25 protein-coding genes and 2 pseudogenes are annotated in these 21,900 nt (G+C 63.9%); 10 read left to right on the top strand and 17 right to left on the bottom strand.

What is annotated here, in order from left to right; genetic code table 11:
* Positions 1-235: 235 nt before the first annotated feature.
* Positions 236-643, top strand: a complete 408-nt coding sequence (locus P6U27_RS03810) for a RidA family protein (protein ID WP_244607854.1) — start codon at positions 236-238, stop codon at positions 641-643.
* Between the two features lie 120 nt (positions 644-763).
* Here P6U27_RS03810 and P6U27_RS03805 read toward each other — a convergent pair whose 3' ends face one another.
* On the bottom strand, positions 764-1,435 hold the full coding sequence (locus P6U27_RS03805) for a response regulator transcription factor (protein WP_122400719.1): 672 nt from the start codon (positions 1,433-1,435) through the stop codon (positions 764-766).
* A gap of 336 nt (positions 1,436-1,771) precedes the next feature.
* Between P6U27_RS03805 and P6U27_RS03800 the strand changes: the two genes are divergently transcribed.
* Positions 1,772-3,397, top strand: coding sequence for an MFS transporter (locus P6U27_RS03800; RefSeq protein ID WP_174221545.1), 1,626 nt, complete (start codon positions 1,772-1,774; stop codon positions 3,395-3,397).
* Between the two features lie 63 nt (positions 3,398-3,460).
* On the opposite strand, the pseudogene P6U27_RS03795 reads toward P6U27_RS03800, so the two are convergent.
* Together P6U27_RS03795 and P6U27_RS03790 are read right to left on the bottom strand one after the other, a co-directional pair.
* Positions 3,461-3,933 (bottom strand): annotated as a pseudogene (locus P6U27_RS03795) (secondary thiamine-phosphate synthase enzyme YjbQ).
* A gap of 148 nt (positions 3,934-4,081) precedes the next feature.
* The gene (locus P6U27_RS03790) at positions 4,082-4,597 is read right to left on the bottom strand and encodes a hypothetical protein (protein WP_122406353.1); all 516 of its coding nucleotides are present in this window, start codon (positions 4,595-4,597) and stop codon (positions 4,082-4,084) included.
* 33 nt (positions 4,598-4,630) lie between these two features.
* On the opposite strand from P6U27_RS03790, the gene P6U27_RS03785 reads away from it, so the two are divergent.
* The 7 genes and pseudogenes from P6U27_RS03785 (at position 4,631) to P6U27_RS03755 (ending at position 8,819) form a co-directional block, all read left to right on the top strand.
* On the top strand, positions 4,631-4,906 hold the full coding sequence (locus P6U27_RS03785; RefSeq protein ID WP_162500095.1) for a hypothetical protein: 276 nt from the start codon (positions 4,631-4,633) through the stop codon (positions 4,904-4,906).
* A gap of 51 nt (positions 4,907-4,957) precedes the next feature.
* Complete coding sequence (locus P6U27_RS03780) at positions 4,958-5,332, top strand: AtpZ/AtpI family protein (protein WP_122406352.1); 375 nt, start codon at positions 4,958-4,960, stop codon at positions 5,330-5,332.
* Positions 5,333-5,445: 113 nt separating this feature from the next.
* Positions 5,446-6,195 (top strand): F0F1 ATP synthase subunit A, encoded by a 750-nt coding sequence (locus tag P6U27_RS03775; protein WP_122400715.1) that lies wholly within the window; start codon positions 5,446-5,448, stop codon positions 6,193-6,195.
* Between the two features lie 53 nt (positions 6,196-6,248).
* Entirely contained in the window at positions 6,249-6,476 is a 228-nt protein-coding gene (locus P6U27_RS03770; protein ID WP_018643436.1) for a F0F1 ATP synthase subunit C, read from the top strand.
* A gap of 61 nt (positions 6,477-6,537) precedes the next feature.
* Entirely contained in the window at positions 6,538-7,104 is a 567-nt protein-coding gene (locus P6U27_RS03765) for a F0F1 ATP synthase subunit B (RefSeq protein ID WP_122400714.1), read from the top strand.
* Between the two features lie 6 nt (positions 7,105-7,110).
* Positions 7,111-7,596 carry a type II secretion system protein GspM gene (gene gspM, locus P6U27_RS03760; RefSeq protein WP_122400713.1) on the top strand — a complete coding sequence of 162 codons (486 nt, stop codon included), beginning with the start codon at positions 7,111-7,113 and terminating at the stop codon, positions 7,594-7,596.
* Between the two features lie 246 nt (positions 7,597-7,842).
* Positions 7,843-8,819, top strand: a pseudogene (locus tag P6U27_RS03755) (IS630 family transposase).
* A 53-nt stretch (positions 8,820-8,872) separates the two neighbouring features.
* Here the strand turns inward: P6U27_RS03755 and P6U27_RS03750 are convergent.
* From P6U27_RS03750 to P6U27_RS03725, 6 genes are all read right to left on the bottom strand, one after another.
* Positions 8,873-9,523 carry a hypothetical protein gene (locus P6U27_RS03750; RefSeq protein ID WP_122400711.1) on the bottom strand — a complete coding sequence of 217 codons (651 nt, stop codon included), beginning with the start codon at positions 9,521-9,523 and terminating at the stop codon, positions 8,873-8,875.
* A 159-nt stretch (positions 9,524-9,682) separates the two neighbouring features.
* Positions 9,683-10,270, bottom strand: coding sequence for a GNAT family N-acetyltransferase (locus P6U27_RS03745; RefSeq protein ID WP_122400710.1), 588 nt, complete (start codon positions 10,268-10,270; stop codon positions 9,683-9,685).
* A gap of 40 nt (positions 10,271-10,310) precedes the next feature.
* Positions 10,311-11,600 carry a pitrilysin family protein gene (locus tag P6U27_RS03740; RefSeq protein WP_122400709.1) on the bottom strand — a complete coding sequence of 430 codons (1,290 nt, stop codon included), beginning with the start codon at positions 11,598-11,600 and terminating at the stop codon, positions 10,311-10,313.
* On the bottom strand, positions 11,597-13,015 hold the full coding sequence (thrC, locus tag P6U27_RS03735) for a threonine synthase (protein ID WP_407120310.1): 1,419 nt from the start codon (positions 13,013-13,015) through the stop codon (positions 11,597-11,599). Before thrC ends, P6U27_RS03740 begins: the two co-directional genes overlap by 4 nt.
* A 236-nt stretch (positions 13,016-13,251) precedes the next feature.
* Positions 13,252-13,530 carry a hypothetical protein gene (locus P6U27_RS03730; RefSeq protein ID WP_129143448.1) on the bottom strand — a complete coding sequence of 93 codons (279 nt, stop codon included), beginning with the start codon at positions 13,528-13,530 and terminating at the stop codon, positions 13,252-13,254.
* A gap of 33 nt (positions 13,531-13,563) precedes the next feature.
* Complete coding sequence (locus tag P6U27_RS03725; protein ID WP_122400707.1) at positions 13,564-14,208, bottom strand: response regulator transcription factor; 645 nt, start codon at positions 14,206-14,208, stop codon at positions 13,564-13,566.
* Between the two features lie 84 nt (positions 14,209-14,292).
* Between P6U27_RS03725 and P6U27_RS03720 the strand changes: the two genes are divergently transcribed.
* On the top strand, positions 14,293-15,633 hold the full coding sequence (locus P6U27_RS03720; protein ID WP_122400706.1) for an ATP-binding protein: 1,341 nt from the start codon (positions 14,293-14,295) through the stop codon (positions 15,631-15,633).
* On the opposite strand, the gene P6U27_RS03715 is transcribed toward P6U27_RS03720, so the two are convergent.
* The 8 genes from P6U27_RS03715 to ctaD all read right to left on the bottom strand — a co-directional run bounded on the left by P6U27_RS03715 (position 15,630) and on the right by ctaD (position 21,898).
* Positions 15,630-15,995: a nuclear transport factor 2 family protein gene (locus P6U27_RS03715; RefSeq protein ID WP_122400705.1), complete on the bottom strand. Its 366-nt coding sequence runs from the start codon at positions 15,993-15,995 to the stop codon at positions 15,630-15,632. The two genes, P6U27_RS03720 and P6U27_RS03715, sit on opposite strands and share 4 nt — an antisense overlap.
* A gap of 115 nt (positions 15,996-16,110) precedes the next feature.
* On the bottom strand, positions 16,111-16,863 hold the full coding sequence (locus P6U27_RS03710) for an SURF1 family protein (protein WP_122400704.1): 753 nt from the start codon (positions 16,861-16,863) through the stop codon (positions 16,111-16,113).
* The gene (locus P6U27_RS03705; protein ID WP_122400703.1) at positions 16,860-17,261 is read right to left on the bottom strand and encodes a DUF983 domain-containing protein; all 402 of its coding nucleotides are present in this window, start codon (positions 17,259-17,261) and stop codon (positions 16,860-16,862) included. Before P6U27_RS03705 ends, P6U27_RS03710 begins: the two co-directional genes overlap by 4 nt.
* 196 nt (positions 17,262-17,457) lie before the next feature.
* Positions 17,458-18,354 (bottom strand): cytochrome c oxidase subunit 3, encoded by an 897-nt coding sequence (locus tag P6U27_RS03700; RefSeq protein WP_122400702.1) that lies wholly within the window; start codon positions 18,352-18,354, stop codon positions 17,458-17,460.
* A gap of 78 nt (positions 18,355-18,432) precedes the next feature.
* Positions 18,433-19,089: a cytochrome c oxidase assembly protein gene (locus tag P6U27_RS03695; protein WP_122400701.1), complete on the bottom strand. Its 657-nt coding sequence runs from the start codon at positions 19,087-19,089 to the stop codon at positions 18,433-18,435.
* Positions 19,090-19,094: 5 nt separating this feature from the next.
* Positions 19,095-19,259 carry a CoxF protein gene (locus P6U27_RS03690; RefSeq protein WP_407193686.1) on the bottom strand — a complete coding sequence of 55 codons (165 nt, stop codon included), beginning with the start codon at positions 19,257-19,259 and terminating at the stop codon, positions 19,095-19,097.
* 7 nt (positions 19,260-19,266) lie between these two features.
* Positions 19,267-20,211, bottom strand: a complete 945-nt coding sequence (locus P6U27_RS03685) for a heme o synthase (RefSeq protein WP_122400699.1) — start codon at positions 20,209-20,211, stop codon at positions 19,267-19,269.
* Between the two features lie 61 nt (positions 20,212-20,272).
* On the bottom strand, positions 20,273-21,898 hold the full coding sequence (gene ctaD / locus P6U27_RS03680; protein WP_407193685.1) for a cytochrome c oxidase subunit I: 1,626 nt from the start codon (positions 21,896-21,898) through the stop codon (positions 20,273-20,275).
* Positions 21,899-21,900: the final 2 nt, after the last annotated feature.

Genomic DNA, 21,900 nt, shown 5'->3' with positions numbered 1-21,900 from the left:
TGACGACGTACGACCGCCCCCTTCGCCGGATCAGGATGGGCGACACATACGATAAATCCGAATTTCGATAAAGCAGAATATTTTGCTGCAGGCTGATTGACCCAACGGCGGCGCAAGAGCGGCCACCGTCGGACTTCCGGGTTGGGCCATAAACGGAAGTGCTCCAAGCGTTGGTTAGAATTGTCGGCTACAACGCCGTGATCTGACCAACCAGGGAGCAGCAATGACCCGGTCCATGAAAATTCCAACCGAGCTTTTTGACAGTCGGAAATTCGGTTTTGCTCAGGTGGCCGTCACTTCCTCGCCCTTCGGGCAGATGATACACATTTCCGGTCAAGTCGCGTGGGATTCGAATGGAAACATCGTCGGTACTGGCGACATTGGACGCCAATTAGAAAAGAGTTTGGAAAACCTCAGCGTGGCCCTAGCTTCCGTTGGTGCCAGACTTGATGATGTGGGATCGTTACGAATTTATATTAGGCAAACCCACCTGCACCAAGGTGACGCCATATCTCGCGCGCTCAAGGCTGCATTTGGTGATAATCCACCGTGCACAACTTGGATCGGAGTGACGAGCCTCGCCAGGGACGAGTTCCTTATCGAGATCGAGCCGTCGATTGTATTCCTGCCCCGAACAGTGTGACTACAGACACAATCGGCCCACCTGGCGTCTCTTTTGGATCGAAACTCGGCGAAGATGAGCGCGCCGAATGATTTCGCGTCGCCTCAAGACCGGACATCCGCGATTTAGCGAGCAAACGCCTCACCCCGTCGGCGTGCCCTGCTTCCACTGACCGCCGGCGATCTTGGCGGCGGCGATCACGGCTTGCGTCCGGCTCTCGACGCCGAGCTTCTGCAGGATGGCCGAGACATGGGCCTTGATGGTGGCCTCGGAGACGCCGAGCTCGTAGGCGATCTGCTTGTTGAGGAGGCCCTCGGACAGCATCATCAGGACCCGAACCTGCTGCGGCGTCAGCGTCACCAGGCGGTCGCGCAGGCGCGTCATGTCGGGGTCGGCCGCAGCCGACAGATCGGTGTCGGCGGGAACCCAGACGTCGCCTTCCATCACCTTGAGAATGGCGTCGCGCAGCGTCTCGACGCCGAACCGCTTGGGGATGAAGCCGGAGGCGCCGAAATCGAGCGAGCGGCGGATCGTGGCGCTGTCGTCGGAAGCCGAGACGATCACCACCGGGACCGCCGGATATTGCGCGCGCAGATAGATCAGGCCGGAGAAGCCGGAAATCCCGGGCATCGAGAGGTCGAGCAGGATCAGGTCGACCTCGGAGGTCTGTTCCAGGAGCTTGGTCAGGTCCTCGAATGATCCGGCCTCGTCGATCCTGGCCGAGGGGAGAACGCCCGCCACCGCCTGTCGCAGCGCATCGCGGAACAAGGGATGGTCATCGGCAATGACGAGATGGGTCGAGGGAGCGTTCATCGTTCTCTTGCTGTCGTTCGCGCCGGGCCGGCGAACAATACGTCAATTCTTCCCCGAGCGGCTGTGGCATGCAAGTGCACATTATCCCTTTGCAGCAAAGGGGTTAATCCGGAAAGCTCTGGAGCAGCGCGGCGGCCCCCGATACCACACGGTCAGCCGCGCGTCAGTTGCGCAAGGCCGAAAGTCGTATTGGGGAGGGTTTCACGGCGATGTTACCTTGTGATCAAGACCTGGGTTGGATCCGGCACGTCCGGACCTCTAGGGCGCGAGGAAACGCATTTCGGGGAGCGACTCAACATGTCGACAATGGCTGTGTCTCAAGCCGGCGCGGGAGGGATGACGAAGGACGAACGGTTCGTCATTCTCGCCTCCTCGCTCGGTACCGTCTTCGAATGGTACGACTTCTACCTCTACGGTTCGCTCGCCTCGATCATCGGCGTGCAGTTCTTCTCGGATTATCCGCCGGCCACACGCGACATCTTCGCGCTGCTGGCCTTCGCGGCGGGCTTCCTGGTCCGCCCATTCGGCGCCATCGTATTCGGCCGCATCGGCGACATCGTCGGCCGCAAATACACCTTCCTCGTCACCATCCTGATCATGGGTCTTTCGACCTTCATCGTCGGCCTGCTGCCCAGCGCGGCGACGATCGGCATCGCAGCCCCGATCATCCTGATCGCGTTGCGCCTCGCCCAGGGCCTTGCGCTCGGCGGCGAGTATGGCGGTGCGGCGACCTATGTCGCGGAGCACGCGCCGCACGGCAAGCGCGGCTACTACACCTCTTTCATCCAGACCACGGCGACGCTCGGCCTGTTCCTGTCGCTGCTGGTGATCCTGTTCACCCGCACCGCGACCGGCGAAGCCGATTTCGCGAAGTGGGGCTGGCGCATCCCGTTCCTGGTTTCGGTGCTGCTGCTCGGCATCTCGGTCTGGATCCGGCTTCGCCTCAATGAATCGCCGATCTTCCAGAAGATGAAAGATGAGGGAAAGGGCTCGAAGGCGCCGCTGACGGAGGCCTTCGGCAACTGGCAGAACGGCAAGCTCGTGCTGCTCGCCCTGCTCGGCGGCGTGATGGGCCAGGGCGTGGTCTGGTACACTGGCCAGTTCTACGCGCTGTTCTTCCTGCAATCGATCCTGAAGGTCGATGGCTACACCGCCAACCTGCTGATCGCCTGGTCGCTGCTGCTGGGCACCGGCTTCTTCGTCGTGTTCGGCATGCTCTCGGACAGAATCGGCCGCAAGCCGATCATCCTCGGCGGCTGCCTGATCGCGGCGCTGACCTTCTTCCCGATCTTCAAGATGATCACCACCAACGCCAACCCGGCGCTGGAAAAGGCCATCGAGCAGGTCAAGGTCGAGGTGGTGGCCGATCCGGCCGGTTGCGGCGACCTGTTCAACCCGGTCGGTACCCGCGTCTTCAGCGCGCCTTGCGACACCGCGCGCGCCTACCTGTCGCAGTCCTCGGTCAGGTACTCGACCACGCCGGGCCCGGCCGGCTCGGGCGTGAAGGTCGTGGTCAACGGCAAGGACGTGCCCTACACGAACGCAAAGGACAGCAATCCGGCGGTTCTCGCTGCGGTGCAGGCGGCCGGCTACCCGAAGGCGGGCGACGCCGCCATCGTGAAGATGTCGCATCCGTTCGACATCTTCCGCCCGCAGGTGGCGGCGATCATCGGCCTGCTCTTCGTCCTCGTGGTCTACGTCACCATGGTGTACGGCCCGATCGCGGCGATGCTGGTCGAACTGTTCCCGACCCGCATCCGCTACACCTCGATGTCGCTGCCCTATCACATCGGCAATGGCTGGTTCGGCGGCCTCCTGCCCGCCACCGCCTTCGCCATCGTGGCCTCGACCGGCGACATCTATGCCGGCCTGTGGTACCCGATCACCTTCGCGGCGATCACCGTCGTGATCGGGTTCCTGTTCCTGCCGGAGACCAAGGACGTCGACATCAAGGCGACCTGATCGAAAGCAGCAATCGACGACACGAACCGGCCGCGGTCTCCGCGGCCGGTTTGCTTTGAGCGCTTACTGATTGCTGCCGACGAATTGCAGCACGACCTCGCGGCGGTGCGGCCGGCTGCGATGCTCGATGAGATAGATCGCCTGCCAGGTGCCGAGCGCAAGCTTGCCGTTCAGGACCGGGACCTGAAGCGAGGCCCCCGTCAGCATCGTTTTGACATGCGCGGGCATATCGTCCGGCCCTTCGGTGTCGTGCGTCCATCCGGCATTCTCTGGCGCAAGCCGGGACAGCGCGGTGCCGAGATCGACGAGCACGGACGGATCGGCGTTCTCCTGAATCGTCAGCGAGGCCGAGGTGTGGCGGATGAACAGCGTCAGCGCGCCGTCGCGCGCGTTTGCCTCAGCGATGAACTTCGCGGCTTCGCTGGTGAGATCGGGAAGCCGCGGCCCGATGTCTGCACGGTCAGCAGCGACGACGCGATGGTGGTGGCTTGCACTGTCGATGGCGCCGAGCGGGTTACGGATTTGGCTGATGTCATCAAACTCTCTCAACTCCGAAAGCCGCCGTAGGGCGGGCAAAGCGAAGCGTGCCCACCAATCCCCGCGACGATATCGAGGTGGTGGGCACGGCGCTTCGCGCCTTTGCCACCCCTACGGCACCTCAACGCATGGATAGCGAAGGCGCCCTCAAATCTTCCCCGACACGTCCTTCTGCACGCGGTTGGCCATGTCGATCAGCCGCCGCCAGGCCTTCTCCAGGAACGACATCACGCGATCGATGTCCTGGTCGCTCGGCAGCGGGATCTCGATCTTGCGCTCGCCCTCGGCGACCTTGGGCTCGGCTTTCTTCAGCGAGTCGGACTTCGGCAGCGCCTCGTCGATCTTGCCCGACACCGTCGGCCCCGCTGCGAGCTGTCCCTTCAGCCTCTCGACCTCCGCCTGGAGCCTGCCGATCTCGGTATCGAGTGCGGTCCGCTCGTCAGGCACCGCGTAGCAGGCCCAGCCGGCGCCGTTCTTGGTGCAGGTCGATACCGTGCCGGTGCGCGTGTCGAGCCGCAGCACGCCCTCTGGGATGGGCGTCATGCTGTACCGGCCATTTTCGCCGTCGGGCACCGATTGCGCAGCGACGAAGCCGCCGCCGACGACCATCACCGCGGCAGCCGCCACTAGCCATGATGTTGTGGATGACATCGCTGGTCTCATCACTGCCTCCGCCACGGCACTGCTGCGGCTTCTGTGCAATTCTACACCCCCATCGGGCAGTCCGCCGCCAAAAACGCGTCCCCTGAAATCAACGAACGCGATGGCTTCTTTGATCCCGGTCATGCGGCGAAAGGACAGCGGCATCCGCCGATCGCGAGCAGACCTGCTGCGGTGCGGCGTCACGCTGTGTGCAGCGCTGCCGCGCGCGCCAATATCACAAGACAAATCAAATACATAACTGAAAGCGACGCAATCGTGACTTGGCTTGACTTGATTATGGCCCATCAGTATGGTCCGCGCGGCTTTTGAGGGTGGCGGGCGTAATTTCCATTCAGCCGCGGCGTTTCGGGTCTTCGTTGCATGACACAGGGCACGGAGCACGGCGGGAATGGAGATCGCGATAGATCGCCCGAGGAAGCTGCGCTTTCCGAACGGCTCGGAAGTCTTGATCAGCGGTTGTCCGAAATTCGCGACCGCCGGACCAGGACCGAGCAACCCGCAGGTGACGAGGGAGACAGAGCGGCCAGAGCCTCGGCGATGGCGCTTGGTTTCCGGTTATCCTCCGAGTTGATCGCCGGCGTCATTGTCGGAGCGGGGATTGGCTGGGGGTTCGACCGCTTGCTGTCGACGTCGCCTTTCGGGTTCATCGTGTTCACGCTGCTGGGCTTCGTCGCCGGCGTGGTGAATGTGGTGAGGTCGGCGGGTGCGGGTCAAAACAGGCGCGGTGGTTCTTAAAGCTGGTCCCACCAGGAGAGGAATGATCGTGCCGGCCTCGCCGGTACGGGCCGGCCCGGCCGGCAGACCGAGACCCGCCGGCATAGCCCGGCAGACCAAGAGATGCCGCGCTGATGAAAATCGACCCGATCCACCAGTTCAACATCGAGCCTCTCTTCACCCTGGGCCATATCGGCAATCACACGATCGCCTTCACCAATTCGTCGCTCTACATGCTGGTGGCGGTGGCGATCATCTCGATCCTGATGCTCGCCAGCGGCACGCAGCTGGTTCCCGGGCGCCTGCAGTCCGTCGCCGAGATCTCCTACGAGTTCGTCGCCTCGACCATCCGTTCGACGGCCGGCGCGGAGGGCATGAAGTTCTTCCCGCTGATCTTCTCGCTGTTCATGTTCATCTGCGTCTCGAACCTGGTCGGCATCATCCCCTACACTTTCACGGTCTCCAGCCACCTGATCGTCACCGCCGGGCTGGCGCTCTTGGTCTTCTTCACCGTGCTGATCTACGGCATCGCCAAGAACGGCCTGAAATTCTTCAAGATCTTCGTTCCTCACGGCGTCCCCGGCTACGTCCTGCCGCTGGTCATGTTCATCGAGGTGCTGTCGTTCTTCCTGCGGCCGGTCTCGCACAGCATTCGTCTGTTCGCCAACATGCTGGCCGGCCACATCGCGTTGAAGGTGTTCGCGGGCTTCGTCGCCATGCTGGGCTTCTCGCTCGGCGCCATCGGCTGGGTCGGCGGCGTGCTGCCGCTGGCGCTCACGATCGCGCTGTACGCGCTCGAGATCCTGGTCGCGTTCCTGCAGGCTTACGTGTTCGCGATCCTGACCTGCATCTACCTCAACGACGCCATTCATCCGGGACACTGAGCGGTCCGGGGAATTTCCACCCACAACGCAATCTTTCTTCCAAGGAGTCTAAAATGGATCCGGCAGCAGCAAAACTTATCGGCGCGGGCATCGCGTGCATCGGCATGGGCGGTGCGGGCGTCGGCGTGGGCGTGATCTTCGGCAACTACCTCGCCGCAGCCGTTCGCAACCCGTCGGCCGCTCAGGGCCAGTTCGGCAACCTGATCTTCGGCTTCGCCGTGACCGAAGCGCTCGGCATCTTCTCGCTGCTGATCGCGCTGCTTCTGCTGTTCGTTTTCTAAAGAACGACTTCTTTCGCGCCGCTTCATCCGAAGCGGCGCGTGACAGCAACGGGAGTACTCCATGGCTGAGAGTCATGGCGGGGCAAAAGGACCGGCGGCGGGTGCCCACACCGAAGCCGATGGCGGTCATCACAGCGGCGGCTTTCCGCCGTTCGAGAGCAGCACCTATGCTTCGCAGCTGGTGTCGCTCGCGATCTTCTTCGTCCTGCTTTACGTGATCGTGTCCAAGCTCGCTCTGCCGAAGGTCGGCGGTGCGATCGAAGCACGCCAGAACAAGATCGAGGGCGACCTCACTGAAGCGCAGAGGCTGAAGGACCAGTCCGAGGCTGCGCTGAAGGCCTATGAAAGCGAGCTCGCTTCGGCGCGTTCGCGGGCGCAGGCGATCGGCAACGAATCCCGCGACAAGGCGAATGCGCAGGCGGACGCCGAACGCAAGGCGCTGGAAGAGCAGCTGGCGGCCAAGCTCGCCGAGGCGGAGAAGACCATCGCCTCGACCCGCACCACCGCCATGAGCAACGTCCGCGGCATCGCGGCGGATGCGGCAGGTCAGATCGTGCAGCAGCTCACCGGAATCATTCCGGATGCCACCTCGGTCAATGCCGCTGTCGATGCGTCCTTGAAGGGTTAGCCACAGATGTTCTTCGATCCTGAAACCTGGGTCGCCGTCGCCTTCGTGATCCTGATGATCGTGTTCGGCTATCTCGGCGTCTTCAAGTCGGCGATGACTGCGCTCGATCATCGCGCCGCCCGCATCAAGGCCGAGCTCGACGACGCCGCGCGCCTCAAGCAGGAGGCGGCCAAGGTGCTCGCCGACTACAAGGCGCGCAGTGCCACGGCCGAGCGCGAGGCTGCCGACATCATCGCCAACGCCAAGGCCGAAGCCGAGCGCATCGCTGCCGACGCCAAGGCGAAGATGGAAGACTTCGTCGCCCGCCGCACTAAGACCGCGGAGAGCAAGATCGCGCTGGCCGAGGCCCAGGCGCTGGCCGACGTCCGCGCCGCGGCCGCAGAAGCCGCCGTCCAGGCCGCCTCGACCATCCTGTCGCAGTCGGTCAGGGGCCAGGTCGCCGACGACCTGCTCGCCAAGGGCATCAACGAGGTTCGGCAAAAGCTGAACTGAGGGCGAACACCTCACCAATCAAAAAAAGCCGGCGCGATGAGCGCCGGCTTTTTTTCTGCTTGCGGGTGTCCCGGACGCGGCGCGGCATGAAATGACGCGACGCAGAGCCGGGACCCAGCATCGGCAGTTCCGGGCCCCGGCTCTGCCGTGCAGCGCTAGAGCATGTTGTTTTTGGCTGGAATCGGGATTCCCACCGGGAGCGATTTCTGATTCAACATCCATGCTGGAGGGCGGAGGCCGGCATGGATGACGCGACCCTATTCGGAAGACATCCGGGAACGGGCTTTGGCGCGAGCTGACGCGGGAGAAACAGTTCGTTCGATTGCCGAGGCGCTCCAGATCAGCGCCTCCTGCGTGACGAAGTGGAAGAATCTGAGACGGGATACCGGAGGCCTGTCACCTGGCCAAATCGGCGGCCACAAGAAGCGGGTTCTGTCGGATGCCAACGCCGACTGGCTGCGCAAACGCATTCGCTCGGGGCCATTCACTTTGCGCAAGCTGACGCAGGAACTGGCTGCACGCGGGATCAAGACAGACGTGCGGGCGGTGTGGACTTTTGTTCACACCGAAGGGCTCAGCTTCAAAAAAAACGATTCTACCAGCCGAGCAGGATCGTCCCGACGTCGCCCGTAAGCGGACCCGCTGGAAAGCACATCAAGGCAGGATCGACGTCGCGCGGTTGGTGTTTATCGACGAGACGTGGATCAAAACCAATATGGCACCACTGCGCGGCTGGGGGCCTTGCGGGCAGCGCCTCCAAGCCTCTGCACCTTTCGGCCATTGGAAGACAATGACCTTCATCGCGGCGCTGCGTCACGATCGGATCAGCGCGCCTTGGGCCGCCCTTGGCTGCCGGCCGGCGCCGGCGAGGGGGACGATTGATGGTCCCATCAATGGTGAGCTCTTCACGCTGTACGTCGAGAAGGTGTTGGCACCCACCCTCGCACCGGGTGAGATCGTCGTTCTCGACAATCTTGGCAGCCACAAGGGCAAAGCGGCTCGCCAAGCCATCCGCGCCAGAGGCGCCCACCGCATCTTCTTGCCGCCCTACAGCCCGGACCTCAATCCGATCGAGCAGGTCTTCGCCACTCAAACATCTCATGCGAGCTGCCGAGCCCCGTGACGTGGAGGCAACCTGGAGAAAGGTTGGTGAACTCCTCGATCTCTTCTCCAAGGAGGAGTGCACCAACTACTTCAAAAACTCAGGCTATGTTTCCGTATAAAAACATCATGCTCTAAAGAAGCGCCGCGCCGCGTCCGGGGCACGAGACATCGCCTACTTCTTCTTCCGCCCCTTCGGCTCGGGCGAAAGCGCCTGCGGATCGAAGCCGACGTAGAAGATGTAGGAATCCGCGACCGCGGCTGAAGGCACGGGATAGGACAGATCCTCGACAATGAAGCTGAAGGGCACACTGCCGCCCTCCGACATTGCGACTGTCGTCCGGTAGGCCTTCGAGGCGATGACCTTTTCGCCGACGCCACCCTGCACCACCGCAACACGCAAGGGGACCTCGACGGTCGCGGGCGCACCGGCGGGACCTGCGATGACGCGGCCCTGGATGCCGATCCGGGCGGTGATATCACCGCCGCTCCGGGCGCATTCGCGCGCCATCTTGGTGATCGTTGCCTGGAAGCGGATGTCGTTACCGACGGCCTGCTTGCCGCTCGCACCGACCGCATAGGTGGAGGCGCCGGAGCGCACGGTGACCTGCGGGCAGTCGATGTCGTCTTCGGCCGGCTGGCCGGGCGCCGGCGCTGGATTGGGCTGGGCCGACTCGTCCGGCTTGCCGCCGAACAGGCTCTTGAAGCGGTCGCTCAAGGACTGGGCCGCCGCCGGCGAGACGGTCGTGAGCGAAACTGACAACGCCAACGCGACCGCCGTCCCCCGCAGCAACGTCGTCCGCGATGACCGAAGCTCCTTCACCATCGACACCCATACTCCCATCACAACATTCGGGCCGATCTACCGGCTGGCCCGCGCCGTTATATCGCCAAAATCGGCGAACCCAAGGCGAACAGCAAGGCAAGCGAATAGAACAGCCAACAGGGCGGGACCATCGAGACTTTGGCCGCAGGAGCTCCCCGGTCAGCCGCGGAAATCCTCGTGCAGCAGCCCGAACAGCAGGTGATCCTGCCAAATTCCATTGATGCAGAGATAGCGGCGCGCCAGGCCCTCGCGGGAGAAGCCGCACTTCTCCAGCACCCGGATCGACGGCGCATTGGTGGGAATGCAGGCGGCATCGACCCGGTGCAGATTGAGCTCGCCGAACAGCGTCGGCAGCAGCACCCGCAGTGCGGCCGTCATGTAGCCGCGATGCGCGTAGGGCTGCCCGACCCAGTAGCCGATGGTGCCGGCCTGCACGATGCCACGCCGGACATTGGCCAGCGTGATGCCGCCGATCAGGGCGCCGTCGAGCTCCCGGAAGATCAGAAAGGGATAGGAGCGGTCGGCGGCAATGTCCTCGGAATAGCGGCGCAGACGACGGCGGAAGCCGGACCGGGTGAGATCGTCAGACGGCCAGATCGGTTCCCAGGGCGTGAGATAGTCGCGGCTGGTTTCGCGTAAATGAGCCCATTGCAGGAAGTCGGACATTTGCGGCGCGCGCAGCAACAGCCCGTTGCCGCGCGGCGCGAGGGCGGCGGGTCCACTGGACGGCAGGCGAAAGAGGGCCATGGTGATGCTTTCCGGGGGCGGTCCCGCCGTAGCGCGGCTCCTAATGCAACCGCGCCTTGGCGCGCGCCCGGGTCAATCCTTCCGCAAAAGATACCGCCGTGTCCAGACCCCTGCCACTGCCCAATGCGACAACGGCGGGCCGGCTCCGCGACAGCAGCGCACGCGCCGCATCCCTCGTCGATTCGATGCTGACGGCATCGATCCGGGCCACCAATTCCTGAACCGTCTGCGGCCGCCCATAGGCGAGCACATGCCGGGCGAGCTGCTCGGCACGGGAGGAGCAGCTCTCCATGGCCATCAGGAGACCCGCCTTCATCTGCGCCTTGGCCCGGGCGATCTCGGCATCGGTCAGCGTCTCCACAGAGTCGTTCATGATGTCGACCACCACCTCCATCATCTCCGGCGCGTCGGCCGGATCGGTGCCGGTATAGAGGCCGAAGAAGCCGGTATCGCTGTAGGGCGCGTGGAAGGTGTAGATGGAGTAGCAGAGGCCGCGCTTCTCACGCACCTCCTGGAACAGCCGCGACGACATTCCGCCGCCGAGAATGTTGGTGAAGACCTGGAGCGAGAACAGCGACGAATCCGTCTGGGGCACGCCTTCCAGCGCCAGCGTCAGATGCGCCTGCTCGAGCTCGCGATGCACGACCTTGGTGCCGCCCTGGCCGAACTGAGCGGTCTGCGGCTTCGGCCCCGGCGTCCCCTCGAAACTCGCAAAGCGTCTCTCGACCTCGGCGACGACTTGGCTGTGATCAACTGCGCCGGCCGCCGCCACCACCATGTCGGGTCCGCGATAATGCGTCGAGAGATAGCCACGCAGCATGTCGCGGTTGAAGGCGCGCAGCGTCTTGGCCGTGCCGAGCAGGGAACGGCCCATCGGCTGGTCGGGATAGCAGAGCTCGTTGAGATGCTCGAACACGACATCGTCGGGCGTGTCCTGCGCCGCGCCGATCTCCTGCACGATGACGTTCTTCTCGCGCTCCAGCTCGTCGGGCTCGAAGGCGGGATTGGCGAGGATGTCGGCGAGCACGTCGAGCGCGAGCGGCACGTCGGCCTTCAGCACCCGCGCATAGTAGGACGTGGTCTCGGTCGAGGTGCCGGCATTGAGGTCGCCGCCGACCGCCTCGATCTCCTCGACGATCTCGCGCGAAGAGCGCTTCGTCGTGCCCTTGAACGCCATGTGCTCGAGCAGATGCGAGATGCCGTGCTCGTTGGGCTTTTCGTCGCGTCCGCCGACGCCGGCCCAGACCCCGAGCGCCGCGGTTTCGAGGTGAGGCATCTCGTCGGTGACGACGGTCAGGCCGGAGGCAAGCTTGCAGATCTCGACGCTCATCCGGCAACTCCCTGCTTGGCGGCGCGGCTGACCGACAGCACGAACCGCTCGACCTTGGCCTGATCGTTCTTCATCACCCTCATGTGTTCGGATTTAGTCATCAAGCCGTCGAGCCAGGCCGGCAGTTGCGGCCGCTGGCCGCAGGCCGCCTCGACAGCGTCGGGGAATTTGGCCGGATGGGCGGTGGAGAGCACGATGCTCGGTACCCTGGTGTCGGTGGTGTCGCGGTCCGCGACGGCAAGCGCCACGGCCGTATGAGGATCGACCAGCTCACCGGCTTCACGCCAGGCGGCGCGGATCGCAGCCGACGTCTCGGTCTCGTCGGCGCGCCCGGCATCGAACTCCTCGCGGATCGCGGCGAGCGTCGCATCCGGCAGCACGAAACGTCCGGACTGCTTCAGCGACTCCATCAGGCGGCGCACGCCGGCGGCATCGCGCCGGCCGGCCTCGAACAGCAGTCGCTCGAAATTCGACGAGATCTGGATGTCCATCGACGGCGACGCCGTCGCGTGCACCTCGCGCACCTCGTAGATTCCAGTCTTCAGCGTCCGCGCCAGGATGTCGTTGACGTTGGCGGCGATGCGCAGGGTGCGCACCGGCAGCCCCATGCGCTTGGCGACATAGCCGGCGAAGATGTCGCCGAAATTGCCCGTCGGCACGACGAAATCGACCGCGCGCGCCGGCGCACCGGCGGCAACGGCGGAGGTGAAATAATAGACCACCTGGGCGACGATGCGCGCCCAGTTGATGGAATTGACACCGGAGAGCGAGGTCGCATCGCGGAAGCGATGATTGTTGAACATCCCCTTCACGAGCGCCTGGCAATCGTCGAACGTGCCTTCGATGGCGAGCGCATGCACATTGGCGGCGCCCGTCGTCGTCATCATCCGCTGCTGCACCTCGGAGATGCGGCCGTGCGGAAACAGCACGATGAGATCGACATTCTCGAGTCCTGCAAAGGCTTCGACCGCGGCGCCGCCGGTATCGCCCGACGTCGCGACCACGATGGTGGTGCGCTGGCCGCGCTTGGCGAGCACATGATCCATCAGCCGCGAGATCAGCTGCATCGCCACGTCCTTGAAGGCGAGCGTCGGACCGTGGAATAGCTCCAGCACGAACTGATGCGGCGACATTTGGCGCAGTGGCACCACCGCGGGATGGCGGAAGGTGGCATAGGCCTCGTTCGCCATGCGACCGAGCTCGGCGTCCGAGATCTCGCCGCCGGCGAAGGGCCGAATCACATCGACCGCGACCTCCCAATAGGGACGGCCGAAGAATCCGGCGATCGTCTCAGTCGGGAGCTGTGGCCACGTCGCTGGCACATATAGACCACCGTCGCGGGCGAGCCCGGTCAGCATCACGTCACAGAAGCCGAGTTCGGGGGCCTCGCCCCGGGTTGAGATATAACGAGTCAAACTGCCCTCCAAAGGCCGGTCGAGCCGAAGCTCGATCCTTAAGCCTTTGATTTCACGAAACTACTTGCTAAACAGCCAGCTGCTTTGAGCCACCATAAAGTGTTTTGCGGCATCGGGAAACCGCTTCCGGCCCACCCTCGCCCAATGAAAAAGGGCTGCGGTATGACCGCAGCCCTTCTCTTGGAAGGTCTGTCGTTGTGTGCAGACCGGTTTGCCTCGTCAGGGTCGCTGACCCCTCAGAACTCTTCCGGCAAGCTTTCGTCGCCTGTCACGAAATCGTCAAGGGACAAAACCGCGCGCGCCGAAAAATGTTCCTGTTCTTCCCGATCCGCTCCGGGCCCCGCTTCTGCCGGCACGGCAAGATCGTGTCGCCAAATGCCGCTTTTTCCCGAAATGTTGGCCGCGGCAGGAACGAATGCAGTCTCGGCCCATTGTGTCCGCGGATCGGTGTCAGCCCGTTGGCCATGCATTGCCCGGCCAACGGCGGCGCCGATCCGTCGACCGAACCGCTGCATCCTGGAGCAGCCGGTTCGGTCGCTGGCGGAAGGTCAGTTCATCCCGATCTCCACTGCGATCCGAATCAGATCGGAGTGATTCTTGGCACCCAGCTTCTGCTTCAGCAGAGATGTAGTGTTGGCGACCGTCTTGTAGGAGATGCCGAGCGCCTCGGCGACCTCGACGATCTTGTCGCCGCGTCCAAGCAGGCGGAGAATTTCGAGCTCCCGCGGCGTCATCTGCGAAGCCGGATTGGCCTTGATCGCCGCGCCCGAAAACGTCACGGCTTCCGCAAGCTGCGGCGAGATGAAATTGTCGCCCGCGACCACCTTGCGCACCGCTTTCAGCAGGATACGGGGATCGTCGCCCTTGGAGACATAACCCTGCGCCCCAAGCTCGACTGCCCGCACCACGAAGGCCGGATCGTCGTTCATGCTGAACATGATGATCTTGGCGTCGGGATCGTCCTTGCGGATGCGTCGCATCAGCTCGAAGCCGGAGACATCGGGCAGGCTGATGTCGATCACGGTGACGTCGGGCCGCTTGCTGACATAGGCGCGATGTCCGGATTTGGCATCGGTCGCTTCGTCAATGCGGATTGAATGGTCGGACGCGAACAGGGTGCGGCAACCCGACAGCACCACGGGATGGTCGTCGACGATCAGGACCCTGGTCGCCAGCTTGGCGGTATCTTGCATCGCGGACCCTCTTTCTTCGACTCATAAACCGGCGGGAATAAATGGAAAGAGCAAAACCCGCCGCTGCGCGTTAGAATTGGCCTAATGTGGCAACGACTTTCGTTCAGGACGCAACTGTTTCTTCCGCTCGGCGCTAGCTTTCTCGCGGCGCTGATCCTGGGGGGCGTGCTGCTCCAGATATTCGCGACGGGCCAATTGGCCGAGGAGAACGAGCCGAGGCGGCGTTCGACAGAGGCCATCGCCGCTGCGCTCAACAATACCCTTCGCGCATCGGACAATCCACGGCAGACGCTCGACGCCTTTGTCCATTCTTTGGACACCTCCTCCGACATCCAGTTCCGGGCCCTGGAAGCAGGTGCCGCGCCGGTGCCGAAGGACGAGCCGCGCAAGTCGCATGGCGTGCCGCAATGGTTCATCGACCTTCTCGCCATCCCAAACTTGGGCGTGGCATCCCCAGTGATGATCGACGGCAGACGTATCGGCGACATCGTCTTCGTGCCGGACATATCGGCCGATCTGTTCGAGAAATGGATCGGCTTTCTTGCGCTGACCAGCCTGGTCGCCGGACTGATGGTTCTTACCGGCACGATCGCCTACGTCCTGGCGGGATCTGTCCTGCGCCCTCTGCAAGATCTCGGCGAAGGTCTCACGCGAATACGACAGGGCGACTACACCAGGCCGATTCCGGTCGGGGGTCCGCCGGAAATTCGGCAAGGTTGCGAGGAGGCGAATGCACTGGCCGCAACGCTTGCGCAACTGAGCCGGGACAATCGTGATCTGATGCACCGTCTGGTGTCGCTCCAGGACGATGAGCGGCGCGATCTCGCCCGCGAACTGCACGACGAGCTCGGACCGCTGCTGTTCAGCATCCGCGCCGGCTCGATCGCGCTGGTCGACGCTGCGCCGCAGACAGGACATCTCGGCAACTCGGCACGGGAGGTACTACAATCAGTCGAGGCGCTCCAGCAGACCAACCGCCGCATTCTCGACCGGCTGCGGCCGCTCTACATCGAGGAACTGGGCCTTGCGACCAGCGTGCAGACGCTGCTCCGGAATTTTGGCAAGCAGGCACCGCATATCGCCGTCACGGACACGATCGATCCGGATCTGAACGTGATCCACGGGCCGTTGGCTCAGACCGTGTATCGGGTGATCCAGGAAGCACTGACCAACGCGCTCCGCCATGCCGAGGCCAGCAACGTAGATGTGCAGGCGACCGTCGCCGGCGAGACGCTCGTCGTCGAGATCTCCGATGATGGCGGCGGTTTTCCTGCGGGCAACATCTTCGGCCGGGGGCTGACCGGCATGCATGAACGCGTGCGTGCGCTCAGCGGATCGCTGTCCCTGTTGCGCATGGATGAGCGAACTTACGTGCGCTGCCGCCTTCCGGTACAGGCAACGCGGGACGCGCCATCATCAGGCTAACAGCCGCAGCCATCATGCGCGTTCTGTAGCGCCGGTTCGCACAGCGTGCTGCGGATCTTGCCATCCAGGCTGAAGCGGAACGAGGCCTGAATGCGCAGCGCGCCGGCGACGGAATATTCGAGATCGATGCCGTGGGGCGCGGGATGGATCTCTTCCAGACCGAAACCCGCCGACGAGAAGGCGCTGAGCTGCGGCTGCCAATAGGCCTCGATCTCGCTCCGGCCGTGGTAGCGCCGCGTGCCGTTACACGTGCATTCGAGCTGCGCATCGTCCGCATAGAGGTCGAGCAGTGTCGCGAGATCGCCCTTCCGGCAGGCGTCCACCCAATCGACGACAATTCCCATCTGGTCGAAATCGCTCACGCTACAATCCTGTCTGCCGCGGAAAATCCCGGTGGCTTAGGACCACAGTCGTGAATATGCGCTGAAAAATAAACCCCGGGCGATACCGGTTCCCTCGAAATATCTTCCGATGAGCTCAGCTCTGGCGCCGGCCTCTTGCCCACACGGCGAAGACGATCAGCACGGCGCCCGCAAGCGTGAACCAGGTAACAGCATATTGCAGGTGGTCGTCCTTCAGATTCACCTCCAGTGGGCCCGGACGCGGAATGCCGTTCGCGGGCGCGGGCTGCTCGAGATCGATATAGAACGGCGCAACCGCGCCCCAGCCGAGCGCGCTTGCGATTCCCAGATGATCGCGCACGAACCAAAGCCGCTTGTCGCGATTCTCCGCCGGCGTCAGCCAGCCGGGCGCCTCGGGAAAGCGCAGATAGCCGGTGAGCTCAATCGGTTGGCCCGTGACGAGCTTCTTCACCGCGCGGTCCTCGACACCGCGGTCCTGCATCGTGTTCTCGACGAAGCCCGCATCGATCACGACCGTCTCGCCGCTGGGAAGCCGCGCCGGCAGGAAGGCCCAGGTGCCCGGGCCGGAGGCGTCCTTGCGCACCGCAGAGCCGGAGGAATAAACCATCGCATCGGGCAGGGCTGCATAGGTCGCGGTGAAGCTGACGCGGCGGAATTCATCGCGGGCAGGATTCAGCGCGGTCCATTGCGCGGACGGCGGCAGCGCCGTCGGCGATGCCGCGAGCCGTTCGGTGAGTGCCGCAATGAGCGCGTGCTTGGCTGTCCGGCGCTGCAACTGCCAGACACCGAGCGCGACGAACACAGCCGTCAGGAGCAGCGTGAACAGCGCGAAGCCGGCCACGCGGGCCTTGCGCGCAGGCTCGTTCATTTCGCGCGATCGACCAACCGGCCCGGCGCCGCCTTGTGGTGAAACTGCAGCGCGATCAGCAACGATTTCATCGCACGCAGCGGCAACAGCGTGGTGGCGAGGATCAGCGGCAGCCAGAGCACCGCATGCAGCCAGAACGGCGGTTGGTACTTGACCTCGACGACGAGCGCGCAACCGACCACGATGGCACCGGCGAGCATGATGATGAAGATCGCCGGACCATCGCCGGTATCGATGAAGGCGTAATCGAGGCCGCAACGGTCGCAAGCCGGCGCGAGCGTCAGGAACCCCGCATAGAGCTTGCCCTGGCCGCAGCGCGGGCATTTGCAGGCGAGCCCGCGCAGCGCGCTTTGCAGGACCGTGGTTTCGGATTGGGGTGTGCCGGCGCTGTCGTTCATGATGGCGGACTCTATCACAGTTTCCGCCGAAACATCCGGCGGCCGGAAAGCGAAAGGGCGGCCCTGCGGCCGCCCTTTCTGATCGGTTCGATACGGCTGAAGCGCGATGAGATTTGGAGACTCGTCATCGCGCTTTAGCTTGTTGTTTACGCATGATCTTTCCGGAAAACCGCTTCGCACTTTTCCGGATCATGCTTTAGTGCGCGCCGTGGGCCATGGTCTCGGCGCCGTGTCCCCAGACATAGATGCAGAGGAACAGGAACAGCCAGACCACGTCGACGAAGTGCCAGTACCAGGCGGCGAACTCGAAACCGAGATGCTGCTTCGGCGTGAAGTGGCCGGCATAGGCGCGGGCAAGGCACACGATCAGGAAGATGGTGCCGACCAGCACGTGGAAGCCGTGGAAGCCGGTCGCCATGAAGAAGGTCGCGCCGTAGACGTTGCCGGCGAAGGAAAACGCCGCGTGGCTGTATTCATAGGCCTGCACACAGGTGAAGGCGGCGCCCAGGAGGACGGTGAGGATCAGCCCGTATTTCAGGCCCTGGCGGTCGTTCTCGAGCAGCGCGTGGTGCGCCCAGGTCACGGTGGTGCCCGACGTGAGCAGGATCAGCGTGTTCAGCAGCGGCAGATGCCAGGGATCGAAGGTCTCGATGCCCTTCGGCGGCCAGGTGCCGGGGACGGAGCAGGCACCGGGCTGGGTGCCGAGACCACAGCCGAACACCGCATCGCGGGTGGCGTGGACGGCGTCGGCCGGAAACAGCGCCGCGTTGAAATAAGCCCAGAACCAGGCGACGAAGAACATCACCTCGGAGGCGATGAACAGGATCATGCCGTAGCGGTGATGCAGCTGCACGACGCGGGTGTGGTCGCCCTTGTACTGGGCTTCCTTGATCACGTCGGCCCACCAGCTCGTCATGGTGTAGAGCACGCCCACGGTGCCGACACCGAACACGATCGGCGCCGCGGAGAACATGTGGTGCATCCAGGCGATCGCGCCGACCGCCATGATGAATGCCGAGAGCGAGCCGACAGCCGGCCAGGGCGAGGGATCGACCAGGTGATAGTCGTGATGCTTGGTATGCGCCGTGGCCATTTCCGTCTCTCTCCTCAATCCCGTGCCTATCAGGCACTTATCCCCTTGTTTCCAACCGCCCGAGCGTGAGCCCGGCGGTCAAAGATTTCCCTTGCGTTTGTCGTTCTCGCCGGCGGCGAGCGGCTTCACCACCGGATCCTTCACCGGGTAGAACGTGTAGGACAGCGTGATCGTATTCAGCCCGTCATTCTCGTGGTCCTCGGCGATCGAGGGATCGACGTAGAACACGACCGGCATCTCGCGCTTCTCGCCGGGCGCCATGGTCTGCTCGGTGAAGCAGAAGCAGTTGATCTTCTGGAAGTAGGAGCCGACCGTCAGCGGCGCGACGTTGTAGGCGGCCTGGCCCGCAGTGGTGCGCGCGGCCTGATTGGTCACGGTGTAGAAGACGGTCACGACCTGGCCGATATTGACTTCGATCTCGCTCTGCTCCGGCTCGAACTTCCAGGGCAGGCCGGGCGCGACGTTGGAATCGAAGCGCACCGAGATCTTCCGCGCGATCGGGCCGTTGGCCGGCGCCGAGGTCGCAACCTGCGTCGTGCCGTTGAAGCCGGTGGCGCGGCAGAACCAGTTGTAGAACGGCACCGCCGCGTAGGAAGCACCGACCATCAGCGCGACCACGCCGCCGCAGATCGAGGCGACCAACGCGTCGCGGCCAAGACCACTGAACCGGCCGCCGCGGCGGCCTTTGGCGGCTGTCCGGCTCTGATCCCGCGATATGGTCGGCTCGTGACCCATCTTCCCTACATCGGCCGCACTAGTACTGCCGGCCCCTTGACCATGGTGACGGCGAAGAACAGCACCACGAGCACGCCCAGCGCGAGCGCGATTGCGATCGAACGCTGACGACGGCTCTTCTGCTGCACCTCGGTGAGGACGATTCCATTTGGCTCGGGTTTGTCAGCCATTCCTGCCTCATGCGCCCCCAACCATCGGAGCAAGCGCCCGATACACGACCTCGGCCAGCAGGGTCGCGAACAGCGCGAACAGATACAGGATCGAGAAGGCAAACAGCTTGCGGGTCGCGCGCAGCGACTGGCTGCGTTCGCGCCGCATATAGACGTTGATCGCGAGCACCAGCATGCCGGCGCCGAGGATCAGCGAGACGATGCCGTAGACGGCGTCGAAATAGCCGAGCGCCCAGGGCGTCGCGGCCACCGCGATCAGCACGATCGTGTAGAGCAGGATCTGGAGGCGGGTCGCGTCGGGACCGGCGACGTTGGGCAGCATCGGAATGCCGGCGCGCGCATAGTCGTCGGAGCGGAACAGCGCCAGCGCCCAGAAATGCGGCGGCGTCCAGAAGAAGATGATGGCGAACAGCAGCAGCGGCTCGACATCGACCGTGCCCGTCACCGATGCCCACGCCACCACCGGCGGCAGCGCGCCGGCGGCGCCGCCGATCACGATGTTCTGCGCGGTCCAGCGCTTCAGCCAGAGGGTGTAAATCACGACGTAGAAGAAGATGGTGAAGGCGAGCAGCGCGCCCGCGATCCAGTTGACGAGGATGCCGAGCGTCATCACCGAGAAGAAGGCGAGCGTCATGCCGAACGTCATGGCCTCGGGACGGGTGATGCGTCCGCGCGGAATCGGCCGGTTCGCCGTGCGCGACATCTTGGCGTCGATGTCGCCTTCGAGCGCCATGTTGAGTGCCCCGGAGGCGCCGGCACCGACCGCGATGCAGAGCAGCGAGGTGATCGCCAACACGGGATGGAAATGCCCGGGCGCCATTGCCATTCCGACCAGCGCAGTGAAGATCACCAGCGACATCACCCGCGGCTTGAGCAGCGCGATGTAGTCGCCGACCTCCGCTTCGGAGATGCGGGGATTGATGTCGATGGCGTTATGGTCGAGGACGGACACTTAGATCTACTCGTTTCGTTACAGCGCCGCGGCGCCCGTCACGGGCGCCGCGGGAGATTGCTTACTGCACGCGGGGCAGCACTTCGAATTGGTGGAACGGTGGCGGCGAGGACAGCGTCCACTCCAGCGTGGTCGCGCCGGCACCCCAGGGGTTGTCGCCCGCCGGCACCTTGCGGGCGAAGGCGTCGATCACGCAGTACAGGAAGATCAGCACGCCGAAGCCGGAGATGTAGGAGCCGACCGACGAGACCAGATTCCAGCCCGCGAAGGCATCGGGATAGTCGACGTAACGGCGCGGCATGCCCGACAGGCCGAGGAAGTGCTGCGGGAAGAACACCAGGTTGACACCGATGAAGGTGACCCAGAAGTGCAGCTTGGCGAGGCTCTCATTGTACATGTAGCCCGACATCTTCGGGAACCAGTAGTACCAGCCGGCGAAGATCGCGAACACCGCACCGAGCGACAGCACGTAGTGGAAGTGCGCGACGACGTAGTAGGTCTCCTGGAGCACGCGATCGACACCCGCGTTCGCCAGCACGACGCCGGTGACGCCGCCGATCGTGAACAGGAAGATGAATCCCACCGCCCAGATCATCGGGGCGCGGAATTCGATCGAGCCGCCCCACATCGTGGCGACCCAGGAGAAGATCTTCACGCCGGTCGGAACGGCGATGACCATCGTGGCCGCGACGAAGTAGGCCTGCGTCGCCGAGGACATGCCGACCGTATACATGTGGTGCGCCCACACCACGAAGCCGATGCCGCCGATCGCGACCATGGCATAGGCCATGCCGAGATAACCGAACACGGCCTTGCGCGAGAAGGTCGAGACGATCTGGCTGATCATGCCGAAGCCCGGCAGGATCAGGATGTACACCTCGGGGTGACCGAAGAACCAGAACAGATGCTGGAACAGCACGGGGTCGCCGCCGCCGTCGGGCGCGAAGAACGTCGTGCCGAAATTGCGGTCGGTGAGCAGCATGGTGATCGCACCGGCGAGCACCGGCAGCGACAACAGCAGCAGGAACACCGTCACCAGGATCGACCACACGAACAGCGGCATCTTGTGCAGGGTCATGCCCGGCGCGCGCATGTTGAAGATGGTCGTGATGAAGTTGATGGCACCGAGGATCGACGAGGCGCCCGCCAGATGCAGCGACAGGATGGCGAAGTCGACGGCCGGGCCCGGATGGCCGGAGCTCGACAGCGGCACGTACATGGTCCAGCCGGCGCCGACGCCGTTGGCGCCCGGCTCGCCCTCGACGAAGGTCGACATCAGCAGCAGCGCGAAGGACGCCGGCAGCAGCCAGAACGAGATGTTGTTCATGCGCGGGAACGCCATGTCGGGCGCGCCGATCATCAGCGGCACGAACCAGTTGCCGAAGCCGCCGATCATCGCCGGCATGACCATGAAGAAGATCATGATCAGGCCGTGAGAGGTCACGAACACATTGTAGGTGTGCGTCTCATGGAAGATCTGCACGCCCGGATACATCAGCTCGGCCCGGATCGCGATCGACATCGCGGCACCGATGATGCCGGCGATGACCGCGAAGATCAGGTACATCGTGCCGATGTCCTTGTGGTTGGTCGAATAGACGTAGCGCCGCCATCCGGTCGGATGGGCGTGCTCGTCATGTCCGTGGGCTTGCGCGTGATCGCCGTGTGCCGCTGCGCTCGTTGCCATTT

The organism is Bradyrhizobium sp. STM 3566 (genome assembly GCF_045571445.1).
In the GTDB taxonomy this organism is placed as follows: domain Bacteria; phylum Pseudomonadota; class Alphaproteobacteria; order Rhizobiales; family Xanthobacteraceae; genus Bradyrhizobium; species Bradyrhizobium vignae.
The sequence above is the reverse complement of the archived record's forward strand: the minus strand, read 5'-3'. Positions and strand labels throughout refer to the sequence as shown.